We start from the raw sequence: 16,483 nt of genomic DNA, 5'->3' as shown, positions 1-16,483 counted from the left end.
TTTTTTCTCCAAATTTGCACTCCAAATTAATTTATCCGGCTGATGCACCACGTGGACATAGAAGCACTAAACCAACAAATCTACATCGACAGCGCCTTTGTAGAAAAACTGCATGCCGAAACGGCCAAAGTGATCGTTGGGCAAGAAAAAATGATTGAACGCCTCATGTTGGGTCTGCTCAGCAGGGGACATGTGTTGTTGGAGGGTTTGCCCGGCCTGGCCAAAACCCTGGCCATCAAGACCCTTTCTCAGGCTATTGACGCCAATTTCAGTCGCATCCAGTTTACGCCCGACCTCTTGCCTGCCGACATCATCGGTACCATGATTTACAACCCAGCGCAAAACGAATTCACCGTACGCAAAGGGCCCATTTTTGCCAACTTCATTCTGGCCGACGAAATCAACCGCGCCCCCGCCAAGGTGCAAAGTGCTTTGCTCGAAGCCATGCAAGAGCGCCAGGTCACCATCGGTACGGATACTTTCAAATTGCAGGAGCCTTTCCTCGTCTTGGCTACCCAAAACCCCATTGAGCAGGAAGGAACCTACCCCTTGCCTGAAGCACAAGTCGACCGCTTCATGCTCAAAGTCAAAATTGGTTATCCCAGCAAGGAAGAAGAACGCGAGATCATGCGTCGTAACCTCAACGACGAGAGTTTTGGGCAGGAAATCAAACCTGTAGTACATCCCGACGACATCCTGCGCGCCCGCAACTCGGTACGCAAGGTGTACATGGACGAAAAAATTGAACGCTACATCCTCGATATTGTGTTTGCTACCCGCAACCCCGCTGATTATGGCCTGAAAAATTTGCAGCCCCTCATCAGTTACGGCGCATCACCCCGGGCAAGCATCAACCTGGCCCTGGCCGCCAAAGCCTACGCTTTCCTCCAACGCCGGGGCTACGTCATTCCCGAAGATGTGCGCAACATTTGTATGGATGTGCTGCGCCACCGCATGGGCCTGACCTACGAAGCGGAAGCAGAGAATACCACACAAGAAGACATTGTCAATCGGATTTTGAATACCGTAGAAGTACCGTAAATGGTTGAGAAGTTTGAGAACCCCGGCGCTTCGGCTCCGCTCATCGACCAGGGTTCTCAAACTTCTCAAACTTCTCAACTTTCCCTATGGAGACCAGCGAATTGCTCAAAAAAGTCCGCAAGATCGAGATCAAGATGAAGGGCCTGAGTAAACACCTCTTTTCGGGTGAATACCACAGTGCCTTCAAGGGGCGGGGCATGTCGTTCAGTGAGGTACGCAATTACCAGTACGGCGATGATGTGCGCAACATCGACTGGAACGTAACGGCCCGCACAGGGGAGCCACACATCAAAATTTTTGAGGAAGAACGAGAACTAACGGTGATTTTGCTGGTCGACATCAGTCGTTCAGCGCTTTTTGGCACCGTAGAGCAATTCAAATCCGAAATCATCACCGAGATCAGCGCACTGGTGGCTTTTTCAGCCATCACCAACAATGACAAAGTAGGTTTGATCCTTTTCACCGATCAAATCGAGTTGTTCATCCCGGCTCAAAAGGGCAAGCAGCACATCCTGCGCATTATTCGCGAGTTGCTCGATTTTCAGCCCAAAGGGGTGGGTACCCGCATCGACAAGGCCCTGGAATATTTCCAACGCATCATCAAAAAGCGCAGCATCTGCTTTTTGGTCAGCGATTTTCTGGGGCAAGGTTACGAAGAGCCACTAAGGGTTGCTTCCCGCAAACATGACCTCGTAGGAGTACGCATCGCCGACCCTGCCGAAGCCAAATTGCCCAATATTGGCCTGGTCCACGCCCTCGACGCCGAGTCTGGTGCCCTCAATTGGGTGGATACTTCTTCCGCAAAGGTACGAGCCACCTACGCCGACTGGTATGAGCGCAATTACCAATACTACCGCAGTGCCTTTTTAAAGTGTGGCGCTGACAATCTGGACATCCTCACCACTGAGTCCTATACCACTGCACTGCATCAATTTTTCAAAAAACGTTCAGGCGTATGAGGACACCCGGAATTCGTTTGGTTTTGGCGGGCTGCACGCTTTGCTTTTTTGCCCTGACTGGCCTTGGTGCACAAGTCACAGTAAGCGCGCAGCTCAAAACCCAGGAAATCCTCATCGGAGACCAGGTTCGTTTGACACTGCGCATTAGTTTGCCAGCTGGTACAACCTTCAAAGCGGTCAAAATCAAAGAAGCGCTGAAACAGGTACCCAAGGTAGAATTGGTCGAACAAGGTTCCTTACTCACTGTCGCCCGGGAGCCTCAACAAATTCTTGAGCAACAATTTGTCCTCACCAGTTTTGAAGCGGGAACTTATGAAATCCCTCCAATCAACATTGATTTTGAAGAGGGGGGCCTGATCAAAAGCGCCAGTGCAGGGACAGCATTGCCCCTGAAAGTTAGTTCCATTCCGGTGAACCCCGAACGGGACACCCTACGCGCAATCAAAGACATCAATCGGGAGGAGATCCGCGTTTCGGATTTTATATTCCCGGCATTGATCGTCCTCGTTTTGCTGGCGCTGCTGGGGTTAAGTATTTATTATTTGTTGCGGCGCAAACGGAAGCAACAACCTGCCATGGTCTTGCCTCCACCACCGCCGCCACCTGCCCACGAAACGGCTTTGCAAAAACTATTGGAACTGGAACAATCCGATCTGTTGGATAATGGAGAGGTAAACGCCTTCCAAACCCAACTGACTTATATCCTGCGCGAATACCTGGAGGGGCGTTATGGTATTCATGCACTGGAGTCAACGACCGATGACATCCTCGCATCCCTACGCAACATTGGGGTCCCCGACGAGTGGCGGGTGCAATTGCGGCAGATGTTACAAACGGCGGATTTGGTCAAATTTGCCAAAGCACAACCGCCGCTGAGTTTTCACGTGGAGGCTTTGTACAGCGTCAAAACTTTTGTGGAACAAACCAAGGAAGAGGAGGATGCCACAGTTTCGTAATTGGAGCGATTTACTATTCTCGAAGGGTTTGACTATTTTTAAAATCATTACGACTTTTTCACGATGAAATTTTTGCACCCTTATTTTTTTCTCCTATTGCTGTTGCTGCCCCTCCTGGCCAGGTGGTATTGGCTACAACACAAACAACGGCATGCTGCAGTGACCCTGCCCAGCTTGCAAGGAGTGGCGGGTGTAGAAACCATAAAAGCCAAATTGCGGCGCTGGTTGCCCATTTTTCGTGCCCTAGGTTTTATTGCTTTGGTTGTCGCATTGGCGCGTCCTCAATCGGTTTTGAAAGAAGAAAAAATCAAAGCCGAAGGCATCGACATCATGCTTTCGATGGACCTCTCGAGTAGTATGCTGGCTCAGGATTTTGAGCCAAATCGCCTGGAAGTCAGTAAAAAAATGGCCGTCGAATTTGTCAAGGGCCGACCTCACGATCGCATTGGCCTGGTCGTTTTTGCTGGAGAAGCCTTTACCCAATGCCCCCTCACCACCGACCACAAAATTGTTGAAGGTTTTTTGGAACAGTTGGAATGTGGCAATCTCGAAGATGGTACCGCTATCGGGATGGGTTTGGCGGGAGCAGTGAACCGCCTCAAAAGTAGCAAAGCCAAAAGTAAGGTGATCATCCTGCTCACTGATGGCGTCAACAATGTAGGGTATTTCAAACCCCTCACTGCTGGCGAATTAGCCAAAGAATTGGGCATCAGAGTGTATTCCATTGGCGTGGGTACCATTGGCGAAGCACTCACTCCGGTAAGCCGGCTTAGCGATGGCAGTTTTTTCTTGGATTATGCCCAGGTGGAAATTGACGAAGACTTGCTGCGCGAAATCGCCAAAATGACAGGTGGAAAGTATTTTCGGGCCAAAAACAACCAGGATTTGCGGGAAATTTACAAAACCATCGACCAATTGGAAAAAACCGAAATCCAGGTTACCCGCATCAAAAAATACAGCGAAGAATTTCACCGTTGGTTAGTTATTGGATTACTTTTTCTGCTCGCCGAGTTTGTATTGCGCCAGACTTGGTTGAGGAGTTTGCCATAAGACTGTTGAGGTATTGAGCAATTGATAAACGGTCACTGAGCGGAGCCGAAGTGCCGTTTATCAATTGCTCAATACCTCAACAGTCTCAACTTTCAACTTATGTTTCGCTTCGAGCATCCAACTTACTTGTACACCTTAGCCATCCTACCACTCTTGGTACTGCTGATGCTAGGGGCCTCGTATGCGCGCAAAAAAGCCCTGAGCCGCCTAGGAAATCCTGAGCTGGTACAACGACTAATGCCCGAACGTTCGCCTGTACGCCTGCGCAACAAAAACATCCTTTTCCTCATTGGCCTGTTTTTCATCATTATCGCTCTGGCCAATCCCCAATGGGGCACCAAAACCCAGGCGGTACGCCGGCAAAGCATCGACATCATTTTTGCCCTGGACATCTCCCAAAGTATGCTATGTCAGGACATCGCCCCCAGCCGACTGATCCAGGCCCAACGCTTGTGCCAACAACTGATTGAAAAGCTCAGCGGCAATCGCCTGGGAGTCATCCTTTTTGCGGGAGAAGCCTACATGCAGGTTCCTCTCACCACCGACTACGAAGCAGTTAGCCTGCTCTTGCAAAGCGCCAACCCCGATATGATCAGCAGTCAGGGCACTTCAATTGGCGAAGCGCTGGAAATTGCGCAGCAAAGTACCAGCAAAAGCAACGGTAACCGGGTTGTACTGGTCATTACCGATGGAGAAGATCACGAAGCTCGTGCAGAAAGCCAGGCCCGACAAGCAGTCCGGGCAGGTATGAAAATTTTTACCATCGGCATTGGCAGTGAAGCGGGAGGTTTTGTACCTTTTGTGGACGAAAATGGCATGGCCGATTACAAACGCGACATCAGCGGCAAGCCGGTTTTGTCTAAGATCAATGCCGGGGTGCTGCGCAAATTGGCCAGTCTGGGCGGAGGCAGTTTTTTCCGCCTCAATACCCAAAGCGATGCACTGATCGAAGCCTTGATGGACAAATTGCAAAAAGTAGAAAAACGCGAGTACGAACAACGGGTCGTTTCGGAATACCGTAGCCATTTTCAGCTTTTTTTATTGCTGGGCATCGGCCTTTTGTTGGGGGAGTTTTTGGTGCATTACCGGCGCCGTGTCCGGACCAAAACATCTTTGACACAGGGCTTGTTAAAATAAAAGAGACCTTAAAAGCAGATCCATGAAAACCAGTGCTTTGTTGTTGTGCAGCTTATTTTTGGGATTGGCGAATGGCTTGCTGGCTCAAACGGCGCACCAATGGTTGCGCAAAGGAGATCAGGAATACCTGGAGCAGCGCTATGCCGACTCGGAAAGCAATTACCGCAAAGCCTTGGAGCGCAAAAACAGCCCCCAGGGCCAGTACAACCTCGGCAATTCAATCTATCAGCAAAAACGCTACCAGGAAGCCCTCACCCGCTATGAAAACGCGGCAAAAAAAGCAACGAACTCCACGGATAAAGCGGCAGCCTACCACAATTTGGGCAATACTTTTTTTCAGCTCAATGAACTAGATAAAAGCATCAATGCCTTCAAACAAGCCCTGCGCCTGAATCCCAACGATAAAGAGACCAAGTTCAACCTGGCCCTGGCTCAACAACGCAAAAAGCAAGAAGAACAACAAAAACAACGTTCTTCTTCTAACGACGATAAAAACCAGAACCAAAACCAACAACAACCCCAGTCCAACCAAGGGCAAAAGCCCAACCAGGACCCCAAGCAAAACCAACAACAAAACCAAAACCAACAACAAAACCAGGGCCAAGCCCAGGAACGCCAGGAACAGGCCCCACCGCCCAACCTCAGCCAAAAAGAAGCCCAAAATCTGCTGAAAATCATGGATGAGGAAGAACGGAAAGTGCAGGGAAAAATGAAAAAGGCACAGGGAAGGCCGAAGTCGGGAAAGGATTGGTAAAACAGCTTTCAACAATGAGCAATCCGCCAAGAGCGCTCAGCAAGCTGATCGCTGACTGCTCATTGCTGAAAGCTATAAAAACACTCATATGCGCAATTTGATCTTCTACACGCTCGCACTGCTTTTCAGCACTGCAATGATGGCCCAGAAAGATGCTAAATTCAGCGTCAAGGTGAGCAGCGACTCGATCCTTTTGGGCAATGAACTCAAAGTGAGTTTTAAACTCGAAAACGGAGAAGGACGTAAGTTCAGCGCCCCGGATTTTGAGCCTCATTTTGTATTGGTCAGTGGGCCAAACACTTTCTCCAGCATGTCGATGGCGAATGGGCAGGTAAGCCATACCACTGAGTACAGTTTTTACATCCAACCCAAAGAAACTGGGTCTTTTTTCATCCCTCCGGCCAGCATCGAGGTCAATGGCAAAGCGCTGGAAACCACGCCAATTGAAGTTCAGGTACTGCCCAACCCAGAAGGCATCAAAGTTGACCCCCGGGAAAAAGAGGCAAAAGACGATTTTTTTGGCCTTGACCGCAATTTTCCTTCTTTACGCGACTTCCCCGGCCTTCGCGATTTTTGGGGCAATCCGGTTCCTCAACCAACTGAAGACCCTAAGAAAAAGCGAAAAACCTACAAGTTGTAAGATCCATGAGCCTACTTAGAACGATTAGCCTTTCATTCATTTTCCTGCTTGGCAGTACTTTTAGCTGGGCTCAACGCGACAAACCAGAATTCCGGGCCTTTGCTGACGCCAAGCAAGTGCTCGAAGGTAGTTTTTTTGAAATCACCTTTGCGCTGAGCAATGCTGAAGGCACCAATTTTAAAGCCCCTTCCTTCGGCTCTGCTTTTGCCCTGGTTTCTGGCCCTTCCCGCAGTGCCAGTACCACCATCATCAATGGGCGCATGTCCAGTGAAATGGCTTTTTCCTATGCTTTACAAGCCAAAAAAACAGGTACTTTTACTTTTGGTCCCGCCAGCATGGAAGTCAATGGCAAAATCATGCGCAGCAACAGCGTGACGGTAGAAGTGGTGAAGAACGAAAACGTAGGGAAAGCCAACAAAGCCCAAAGGGGAGAAGAATTGTTCGTCAAAGCCATTCTGAATGCCCGTGAAGCCTACCTGGGCCAACAGGTGCGACTCGATTACAAGGTTTACACCCGGGTAGATTTGGAAAATTTCAATTTTGTCGAAGAATCCGACTACGTTGGTTTTTATGTAGAAGACATTCAGCACCCCGATTCCCACATGGAAGAAGAAATTGTGGGCGGCGTGCGCTACAATACCCGCATTTTGCGCAGCATTGCCCTGTATCCGCAAAAGGAAGGCCAACTCAATATCGAGCCCGCTACCTTGCAGGTGGCAGTAGTAGCAGGTGGAAGTCCTGACCCACTGACCGGACTCACTTTTGGCGCCGAAATTCGAAGGGTGCCCTTGCGCACTGAGGCCGTGCCCTTATTGGTCAAGCCACTTCCTTCTGGCGCGCCAAGCAGCTTCAGCGGCGGCGTTGGCATCTTCAACATGAGCAGCGTCATCAACCGCACCGAAGTGACTACTGACGATGCCCTGACCTTGCGCCTGACCCTCACTGGCGATGGCGACATGAAGCGGGTCCGTGCACCACAACTCAACCTTGGAGAGGCTTTTGACGTGTACGACCCTAAAACGATCAGTGAAGAAGCCAGCGAAACCGTGGGCCTGCGGGTATCGCGCAAAACCATCGAATACCTGATCATGCCCAAAAAAGCCGGGAAATTTACCATTCAACCCGAGTTTTCCTTTTTCAATGCCGAATCCAGGCAATATGAAATCCTCAAGGATTATTCCTACAACATCACAGTGAGGCAAGGTACGGGCAATGGCAGCAAAAGCAACAGCTCAGGGCTGGAGGAAGGCAGCGATTTGCAGTCACTCAAGGTCATTAGCAGCTTGAGTAAAGGTCACGAGCCATTGTTTGACAAGCCGCTTTTTTGGATACTGGCACTGGCCCCCTTCCTTGTTTGGGGTGGCGGTAGCTTGTACCAATACTTGCGATTACTCGGCAAAGAGCGCCGTGATGAAGTACGTTTGCAAAAAAACGCCCGCAAAATTGCCCTGGGACACCTCAATCAGGCAGAACAACACCTCAAAGCCAATCAGAGTCGGGATTTTTATGATGCAGTATCCAAAGCCATTTTGGGGTATTTGGGCGACAAATTAAAAATCCCCAAAGCGGACTGGTCGAAAGAAAAAATCACAGCAGCATTGGCGCAACTGAATGTACAACCTGAACTGGTAGAACGCTTGCAAAAGCTCCTGCAAAACTGCGAAATGGCGCTCTTCGCCGGACAGGCGAATGCCACTGCCATGCAGGAAACCTATACCAACGCGCTCGAAATTTTGACCACTGTAGAAGACAACAATTAGATTTTCCCTGTATATTGCAGCGAAAATTCGCTTATTTTTAATAAAATACCATCATGACGCTCGAAGCTATCACCGACCAATTCAAAGCGCTGGCCGACAAGGTTCCCTCCATTGGCAAAACCCTAAAGTTTTCATTTGATGAAGGCACCGTTTACGTAGACCTTAGTGGCCCTACCGCCAACATCAGCAACGAGGACAAAGAAGCCGATTGTACCATCATCACCAGCCTGGAGACCCTCAATAAGCTGCGCAGTGGCGAGTTGAACCCGATGATGGCGGTCATGGGTGGCAAAGTAAAAATCAAAGGCGACATGGGCGTGGCAATGAAGTTGCAGTCTTTGTTTAGTTGATGAATAAAAATGAAAATTCAGCATTCTATGCTATGCAGTGTGGAATGCTGAACCCATACCTATGCCCGGAGAAAAAAACCTCGTTCAACTCTTAAAAACCATGCAGCCCTGCCTGAACGAGGGGGAATATGTATTTTGTACGATTGCCGATCTGAATGGCATTCCGACCGATCAAATCATCTCTTTTTTTAAAGAAACCGAAGGTTTTACCATCATCCTCCCCCGCTCACTTGCTGATCAATGGAAGCTCGACTATTTCTTTGTAGCAGCCTGGATCACCCTTACTGTACACTCTGCACTCGACGCCGTGGGGCTTACTGCTGCTTTTTCTAATGCGCTCAGCTCCGCTGGCATCAGTTGTAATGTGGTGGCGGCTTATTATCATGACCATATTTTTGTAGATCAAAGGGATGCGGAGCGGGCGATGGAGGTATTGTGGGGGTTGTCTCATACCTAATTCCTCATCAAAGCACGCAGCAATTCCTCTTTTCTTGTCCTTGCGACCTGCACTTTACTTCCATCCGCCAGCTCCAGATAACCACCATCGGAACGGACTAAAGATTTTACCTGATTGATATTGACCAAATTGGATTGGTGTACCCGAACAAAGCCTTGTGGCTTGAGTAAATCTTCGTATTCACGTAGGGTCTGACACACTAAAATCTGGCGACCATCCAGCAAAAAAAATCGGGTATAATTGTTTTCGCCCTGGCAACGAATGATTTGATCCGAGGAGACAAATTCCAATTTTTCACCCGTTGCCAAGGCAAGACGTTTGGGTTGTTGCGGCTTGTTGAGGTTTTGGATGAGTTCTTTTAGCCGCAGGTTCTCATTTTTTTGTTCCAGCATGCGCCGTGCTTTTTGAAGCGCCTCTTGTAGTTCGTTGATTTTAAGTGGCTTCAACAAATAATCCAAGGCACAAAAACGAATGGCATGTAAGGCATAGTGATCGTAGGCCGTAGTAAAGATGACCTCAAAATCTAGATTGGGCGTCGCTTTTAACAAATCAAAGCCTTTCCCATCGGGCAATTCGATGTCCAGAAAAATCAAATCCGGCTGATTTTCCTGGAGCAATTGTTGAGCGATTTGGATGCTGTCCGCTTCGGCCAATATGTTCACATCCGGGGCATACTGCTGCAAAAGATTGCGCAACAATTCCCGGTTGTGGTACTCATCTTCAATAATTATGGCGCTGTACATCACTTATTCAACTTTCGATGGGCAATTGAATCAATGCCTCAACGCCTTGGCCTGATGGCCGAGCCTTGAGGCTGAACCGTGCTTTACCTTTGTACATCAACTGGAGGCGTTGGCGATTGAGTTCTAGGCTTTTTTGCAAGCCCTTTGATCCACGGTCTTGTGCCAACTCCAACCCAACGCCATTATCTCTCACCCAAATTTCGATAAATTGATCATTTTTTTGTACCTCAATTTCCAACTGGCCCTTTTCGCTTAAGGGTAAAAAGCCGTGAACAATGCTATTCTCTACCAAGGGCTGCAACACCATCGGTGGAATCAAGGTATTGTAAGGGTCAATTCGTGGGTCAATTTTAATACTCAGCTCAAAATCTTTCCGCAAAGCCTCAAGCTTACAATACTGCTGGACGATGTTCAATTCTTCGTGGATACTGACCAATTCATCTTTGGTCAAATTCAGTACACTGCGCATCAAACCACCCAACTCAGCCAGGTATTCCTGGGCTTTTTCCGTTTTGTGAGACAACATCAAGTGTTGAATGGCATTCATGGTATTGAATACAAAATGGGGGTTGAGCTGAGCTCGAATGGCCTGCAGCTGGATTTCGAGCCGCTGACGTCGGATGCGTTCCCTGCGCCGAATATACAGGCCGGTAAGCCACCAACTCAGGAAAACGGTTGCCAGCACCCGAAGGCTGTTCCAGGCCCATTTTTTGATGTGTTTGTAGCGATCAGGAGGCGCTTGTTTGAGAAACTTTGGTACTTTCTCCACAAATTGTCCATTCAAAACGGCTTCATTGTTTTCATTAAATCGCAATAAATAGTCATAAATTTTCCAATCTTCATCAATGAGGTAGATGCGATTGTATTTGCCGGTTCGTATGTTCCAGTTGAGTTGTGCTCTGATTTGGTCTATCAGTTGAATATTGTTGACAAAAACAAATTTACCATTGTTGTGGTGTTTTAAGGCCTTGTACAATTCTTGCTGCTTTTTGTAACCTGGAACAAGGCCAAGGTGAATAACCTGAAGCTGCGGGTAGGCCTTTTTGAGTTTCCAGAGATCTATTTCATTCGGACTGATCCAGGGATTGAAGGTTTCATCAAAGAAGTGCAGCAATACCTTTTTTCCCTTGAAAACAGCACTTGTTACGATTTGCCCCTTTTCGTCTGTCCCACTAAAGGTCAAAAAAGTTTTTCCTGGCTCAGTATTCAAGCTGTTCTGGTATAGTTTTTTTATACTTTCCGCTGCTTTTGTTTGTCCATATTGCCTGGTGAAAGCTTCATACACGGGTTTGATTGCCGCCAGATCAAAGCCAGGCTCAAAAGCCTCCTGAAGCAGGGCGAATTGGGCCAAAAACCTGGGCATACCTTTGTACATCAAACCTGCCAGTGTAAACCGCTCGTTGAGGCTTTTTTCACTTTTTGCAACTTTTTCAGTATTGGCCCCTCCAGCAAGGTTGCCGATGCGGTATTCAAGCAGGCTCAACAAATATTCCGCAAAGATGGGTTGCTGCATCGCAACGTCATTGACGGTAGATAAAGTGTCAATCATCACCATAAAGGGCGGGGTACCTACTGAAGGCACATCACCCACATTATTGTAGGTGCGCCAGGTACGGAGCAAAACATGGGCATATCGATAATGTAAACCCCAATAAAATTGCTGGTACAGCTCATTGCCTAAAGCAGGCTGATCCTTCTTCAGATTTTGTAAAGCAGTTAAAAATTCAGCCTCATAAACGCGTGTAGCGTCTTCAAAGCGAGGCATTTTAGCATTGTAGCCCCACCCAGTATAATTGACGTAGCCACTCCATCCTATTTCTTGAGCGACTTTTGTTACGTGGTCTGGGTTTGTATAATCCAGCATATTACCAAACAAGTGGCTTTTTCCATTCAATGGCCACCCGGTTTTGCGGTCGAAAACGAACTTGATGGTATTGGCAGCCGTAAAGCTCCCCGTGTCCGCTTGAAACTCAATTTTTGTTTTTAACGAAGGGTAATCGCGATAAGAAAAATCCAAAGGTTCATGCCGAATAACGTAGGCTTTGGTTTCTTCCCAGCCTTTGGGTAGCTGTTTTCCGTATTCATAATTAAAAGCCTCACGCCCAAAGTGGAGATAAGCAATGGGCACCACGTGAGCATTGTCCTTGATGGGTTGTTCCCAATTTACGACGTAAGAGTGTTTAGTCTTTTGGGCAGGTTCAAAGTAAGGAAATACCCACACCGAATCTTTGCGCTGCGTAAATGCTTCTTTTGTTTTTTCGACCAATGGATTTTTATGGTAACTGTGGGTGATTCGCCCCGCAGCATTCACTCGCCAATACATCTTGCTATTCGAAATCCGTGCTCCGTAGCTGTACCACAGACTCTGTCGGTCTTGTTGGGTCAAATATTCCGAATCCATGGCTTCATTGAGGCTGGGAATGTGGAGATACCTCCTTATACAACGAACCTCCAGTAAATGGCTTTGCTTGTTTTTTTGAATGACTTTTATTTCCCAAAAGACCTTTTCAACGTGTTTGATGTTGCCATAGTAGTTGGAAGCTTGATAATCTTGGTTGTATACATTTCGGCAATTGATGCGGTAGGTTTGATTCAGTGCGAGATTTAGGATAGGCTTATTTTGCGCCCATGTATTTAAGCAACAGCAGGATAGGCAAAGGAGTAAAACAGCTTTGAAGCCGTAGGTATTTAACAATTTGTGGGTAAGCATTTTTTCTAATTTTCCGTCAAGTTTATCTTTTTCCATTCTCGCTCCAACCTCGATCTAGTAATCCGGCATTTTGACTGAGGCGTTTGCTTTTTGTACAAAGATAAATTACAAAACAAAAAAACGGCAACGAGTACTCCCCGCCGCCGTCCGTATTGGCAATAAAGATTTTTGATCATCCAGCTACCGCCGTCAAAGCCCGCTTGGCATATACCGTTGCCAGGTGCTTACGGTAATCCTCTGCAGCGTAGTGGTCACTCAGAATCGACACTCCTTGCGCCGCCTGAGCAGCAGCTGCAGCGATGTTTTCCGCCGTAGCCGTCTTACCTTCCAGCGCCTTTTCCACGTTTCCATCGCGGAAACAGGCATCAGCTACACCGTTGAAGGCTACCCGAACCTTACTGCAAGTACCATTGCTGATTTGTACCACGGCGGCACAACCCACAATCGCAAAACGCGAGGCTGGTTGCATAAACTTCTGGTAGGTCGATTTGGTGCCTGCGGCAGGAATCGGCACCCGGATTTCGGTCACGATTTCACCCTCTTGCAACGCAGTGCTGTAAAAGCCTAGGAAAAAACCCTGGGCAGCCAAGGTGCGGCTACCCGCTTTGCTGCGCAATACGATCTCCGCATCAGCAGCCAGCAATACACCTGGCCAATCCGCAGCGGGATCAGCGTGGGCAATACTACCTCCGATGGTGCCTACGTTGCGTACCTGGGGGTCACCAATCAGGCCAGCAGCTTGTGGCATCATGGCAACATGTTGGGCCAGGAGTGCCGAATTGGCAATGTCCTTGTGGGTACTGGTTGCCCCAATCGCGATGGAATTGCCATCCTGGCGGATGTAGCGCAACTCAGCGATGCGCGCAATGTCGACGAGTGCTCCTGGCTGGTTCAGGCGCAGTTTGAGCGCGGGAATCAAACTATGGCCTCCCGACAACACTTTGGCATAAACGTCCGGCTGGTCCAGCAAGCTCAATGCTTCATCAACTGACCCAGCGCGGTGATATTCGAAATTTGCAGGAATCATTTTTTTAAATTTATTTTTGATGCATTGCTCGCCAAACCCGTTGTGGAGTCATTGGCATTTCCAGGTTTTTGATGATGCCGAAGGGCGTCAAAGCGTCCATTACAGCATTGACTACCGCTGGGGTAGAACCAATACAACCTGCTTCCCCGGCGCCTTTCACACCTAGTGGGTTGTGCGGGCAAGGAGTCACTTTGCGATCAATTTCAAAAGAGGGTAAATCATCCGCGCGTGGCATGGCGTAATCCATAAAGGAACCCGTTACCAACTGGCCTTCAGCGTCGTAAGCGACCCCTTCCAGCATGGCCTGACCGATCCCTTGCGCCAAGCCGCCGTGGATTTGACCATCCACAATCATCGGGTTGATTACGTTGCCCACGTCGTCAACGGCGATGAAGCGTTTGAGCGTTACCTTGCCCGTATCGGCGTCCACTTCCACAATGGCGATGTGGCAACCGAAAGGATAAGTAAAGTTGGTTGGGTCATAAAAGCTGGAGAAATCCAGGCCTGGCTCCAGCCCTGCCGGATAATCGTGAGGTACGTAGGCAGTGAGGGCAACATCCCCAAAGCCAATGCTTTTATCGGTACCCTTTACCGTCCACTTACCACCCGCGTATTCGAGGTCTTCCTCGGCCGCTTCCAATTTGTGGGCTGCAATTTTGGCGCCTTTTTCCAAAACCTTATCGATGCTTTTCACAATGGCACTGCCCCCTACCGCCAGTGAGCGAGAACCATATGTTCCCATCCCGAAAGCAACAGAATCAGAATCCCCGTGCACAATTTCGATGTCATCCATGGAAATGCCCATGCGGTCGGCCACAACCTGAGCGAAGGTTGTTTCGTGCCCCTGCCCGTGCGAGTGCGAACCAGTGAAGATGCTCACCTTGCCGGTGGGTTGTACCCGCACCTGTGCCGATTCGTACAAACCAGCCCTTGCCCCCAAAGCGCCTACAACAGCCGATGGGGCAATACCACAAGCTTCGATGTAGGTGGAAAAACCGATGCCCAGGAGTTTGCCATTTTTGCGGGCTTCGGCCTGTTCTTTGCGGAAATTTTCGTAACCTACCATTTCCAGACCACGCTCCAAAACCGGATGGTAATTGCCACTGTCGTATTGCAGGGCCACCTGGGTTTGGTACCCTGGTTGAGTTACGCCGTCGAAGGCAGGAATAAAATTTTTGAAGCGCAGCTCAGCAGGGTCCATGCCCATCTCCAGGGCGGCGGTATCAATCAGGCGCTCCAGCAAATAGGTAGCTTCCGGGCGTCCAGCACCACGGTAAGCATCTACTGCATTGGTATGCGTGAATGCAGCGGTAACGTCTACGTGGATTTTGGGGGTAGTGTACAAACCTTGCAACAAAGTACCGTGCAGGTACGTAGGTACCGCTGGAGCAAAAGTAGAAAGGTAAGCCCCCAGGTTGGCAACGGTACTCACGCGCAGAGCGGTGATGTTGCCATCCTTATCAAAACCCATCTCGGCAGTGGTCACGTGATCCCGGCCATGTGCGTCGGTGAGGAAAGCTTCACTACGGGTGGAAGTCCACTTGATGGGACGGCCAATTTGTTTGGAAGCCCAAATCACCAGCGCTTCTTCGATGTAGTGGAAAATTTTGCTACCAAAACCACCACCTACGTCAGGGGCAACAACCTGCACCTTATGCTCGGGAATGCCGAGTACGAAAGCACACATGAGCAGACGGGTTAAGTGTGGGTTTTGGGAGGTCGTGTATAAGGTAAACTTGTCCTTGGAATCGTCGTAATGTCCTATTGCTGAGCGCGGTTCGATGGCATTGGGGGCCATCCGTTGATTGACCAGATCCAGGCGGGTCACGTGGTGTGATGCAGCAATGGCAGCATCTACTTCAGCCTTGGGATTGCCCAACTCCCAGTCAAAACAAATGTTGTTGGGGGCATTGTCGTGTACCTGCGGTGCTCCGGCTTTGATGGCCTCGGCAGGGTTGGTTACTGCGGGGAGTACCTCGTAGTCTATTTCGATGAGGTCGGCTGCATCGCGGGCGGTAGCCAGGTCTTCGGCGATGACCACCGCAATTCCGTCACCCACGTGTTTGACCCGATCGGCCACCAAAAGGGGGTGAGGCGGTTCCTTCATGGTGGTACCGTCTTTGAAATTGACCTGCCAGCCTGCGGGAACCCCGTTGATGCCGGTGGCGGCGATGTCTTTGCCTGTAAAAATTGCCACTACCCCTGGGTGAGCCAAAGCCGTATCAATATCAATACTCTTGATGTTGGCGTGGGCATAAGGGCTGCGCACAATGTGGGCATGGGTCATGCCAACGAGTTTGATGTCGTCGGTGTATTTGCCTTTGCCCGTGGTAAAGCGCTTGTCTTCAACGCGCTTTACGGATTGACCGATGTATGTCATAGTACTGCTGCGTTGGTTTCTTTTAATTTTTTAGCGGCCCACTGGATCGAGCGGACAATGTTGTGGTACCCGGTGCAGCGGCAGAAGTTGCCTTCGAGTGCATGCCGGATTTCGGTTTCGGATGGATCGGGATTGTTTTGCAACAAATCGGCAGCGGCCATGATCATGCCCGGGGTGCAAAACCCACACTGCAAACCATGTTCTTCTTTAAAACCTTCTTGAAGGGGGTGCAGGCTACCGTTTTTGGCCAGGCCCTCCACCGTCGTTACGCTACACCCATCGACTTGTGCAGCCAGGGTGGTACAGGATTTTACGGCCTGGCCGTCCACCAGCACCGTACAAGCTCCGCAACTACTGGTATCGCAGCCTACGTGCGACCCGGTAAGTCCCAAAGCTTCACGGAGGTGGTACACCAGCAACTGGCGAGGTTCAACCTCACTGGTGTATTTTTTCCCGTTAATGCTTACTGAAATTTTTACTGACATAGGTTATGGTAATTTGTGTCTTGCGAAAATGGTA

General features: G+C 49.2%; 15 protein-coding genes. 10 read left to right on the top strand and 5 right to left on the bottom strand.

What is annotated here, in order from left to right; all coding sequences use genetic code 11:
* Positions 1-42 precede the first annotated feature (42 nt).
* From SFV55_RS09600 to SFV55_RS09555, 10 genes are all read left to right on the top strand, one after another.
* Positions 43-1,041, top strand: coding sequence for a MoxR family ATPase (locus SFV55_RS09600; RefSeq protein WP_320029275.1), 999 nt, complete (start codon positions 43-45; stop codon positions 1,039-1,041).
* Between the two features lie 86 nt (positions 1,042-1,127).
* Positions 1,128-2,000, top strand: coding sequence for a DUF58 domain-containing protein (locus SFV55_RS09595; RefSeq protein ID WP_320029274.1), 873 nt, complete (start codon positions 1,128-1,130; stop codon positions 1,998-2,000).
* Entirely contained in the window at positions 1,997-2,956 is a 960-nt protein-coding gene (locus SFV55_RS09590) for a hypothetical protein (RefSeq protein WP_320029273.1), read from the top strand. The genes SFV55_RS09595 and SFV55_RS09590 overlap by 4 nt, the downstream gene beginning before the upstream one ends.
* A 63-nt stretch (positions 2,957-3,019) precedes the next feature.
* Positions 3,020-4,006 (top strand): VWA domain-containing protein, encoded by a 987-nt coding sequence (locus SFV55_RS09585; protein ID WP_320029272.1) that lies wholly within the window; start codon positions 3,020-3,022, stop codon positions 4,004-4,006.
* 99 nt (positions 4,007-4,105) lie between these two features.
* Positions 4,106-5,143 (top strand): VWA domain-containing protein, encoded by a 1,038-nt coding sequence (locus SFV55_RS09580; RefSeq protein WP_320029271.1) that lies wholly within the window; start codon positions 4,106-4,108, stop codon positions 5,141-5,143.
* Positions 5,144-5,165: 22 nt separating this feature from the next.
* On the top strand, positions 5,166-5,897 hold the full coding sequence (locus tag SFV55_RS09575; protein WP_320029270.1) for a tetratricopeptide repeat protein: 732 nt from the start codon (positions 5,166-5,168) through the stop codon (positions 5,895-5,897).
* 88 nt (positions 5,898-5,985) lie between these two features.
* Positions 5,986-6,537 (top strand): BatD family protein, encoded by a 552-nt coding sequence (locus tag SFV55_RS09570; RefSeq protein WP_320029269.1) that lies wholly within the window; start codon positions 5,986-5,988, stop codon positions 6,535-6,537.
* Between the two features lie 5 nt (positions 6,538-6,542).
* Positions 6,543-8,297: a BatD family protein gene (locus SFV55_RS09565; protein ID WP_320029268.1), complete on the top strand. Its 1,755-nt coding sequence runs from the start codon at positions 6,543-6,545 to the stop codon at positions 8,295-8,297.
* A gap of 53 nt (positions 8,298-8,350) precedes the next feature.
* Positions 8,351-8,647, top strand: coding sequence for an SCP2 sterol-binding domain-containing protein (locus tag SFV55_RS09560; RefSeq protein WP_320029267.1), 297 nt, complete (start codon positions 8,351-8,353; stop codon positions 8,645-8,647).
* A 61-nt stretch (positions 8,648-8,708) separates the two neighbouring features.
* Positions 8,709-9,104, top strand: coding sequence for an ACT domain-containing protein (locus SFV55_RS09555; protein ID WP_320029266.1), 396 nt, complete (start codon positions 8,709-8,711; stop codon positions 9,102-9,104).
* Here the strand turns inward: SFV55_RS09555 and SFV55_RS09550 are convergent.
* The 5 genes from SFV55_RS09550 to SFV55_RS09530 form a co-directional block, all read right to left on the bottom strand.
* Positions 9,101-9,847 carry a LytTR family DNA-binding domain-containing protein gene (locus tag SFV55_RS09550; protein WP_320029265.1) on the bottom strand — a complete coding sequence of 249 codons (747 nt, stop codon included), beginning with the start codon at positions 9,845-9,847 and terminating at the stop codon, positions 9,101-9,103. The genes SFV55_RS09555 and SFV55_RS09550 overlap by 4 nt on opposite strands.
* A gap of 7 nt (positions 9,848-9,854) precedes the next feature.
* Entirely contained in the window at positions 9,855-12,557 is a 2,703-nt protein-coding gene (locus SFV55_RS09545) for a histidine kinase (RefSeq protein ID WP_320029264.1), read from the bottom strand.
* Between the two features lie 172 nt (positions 12,558-12,729).
* Complete coding sequence (locus SFV55_RS09540) at positions 12,730-13,584, bottom strand: xanthine dehydrogenase family protein subunit M (RefSeq protein WP_320029263.1); 855 nt, start codon at positions 13,582-13,584, stop codon at positions 12,730-12,732.
* 10 nt (positions 13,585-13,594) lie between these two features.
* Entirely contained in the window at positions 13,595-15,964 is a 2,370-nt protein-coding gene (locus SFV55_RS09535) for a xanthine dehydrogenase family protein molybdopterin-binding subunit (protein WP_320029262.1), read from the bottom strand.
* On the bottom strand, positions 15,961-16,449 hold the full coding sequence (locus SFV55_RS09530; protein ID WP_320029261.1) for a (2Fe-2S)-binding protein: 489 nt from the start codon (positions 16,447-16,449) through the stop codon (positions 15,961-15,963). The genes SFV55_RS09535 and SFV55_RS09530 overlap by 4 nt, the downstream gene beginning before the upstream one ends.
* Positions 16,450-16,483 lie beyond the last annotated feature (34 nt).

Origin of the sequence: Haliscomenobacter sp., from assembly GCF_033763495.1 — a bacterium.
Classification (GTDB): domain Bacteria; phylum Bacteroidota; class Bacteroidia; order Chitinophagales; family Saprospiraceae; genus Haliscomenobacter.
This window is presented reverse-complemented; position numbering and strand designations above follow the sequence as displayed.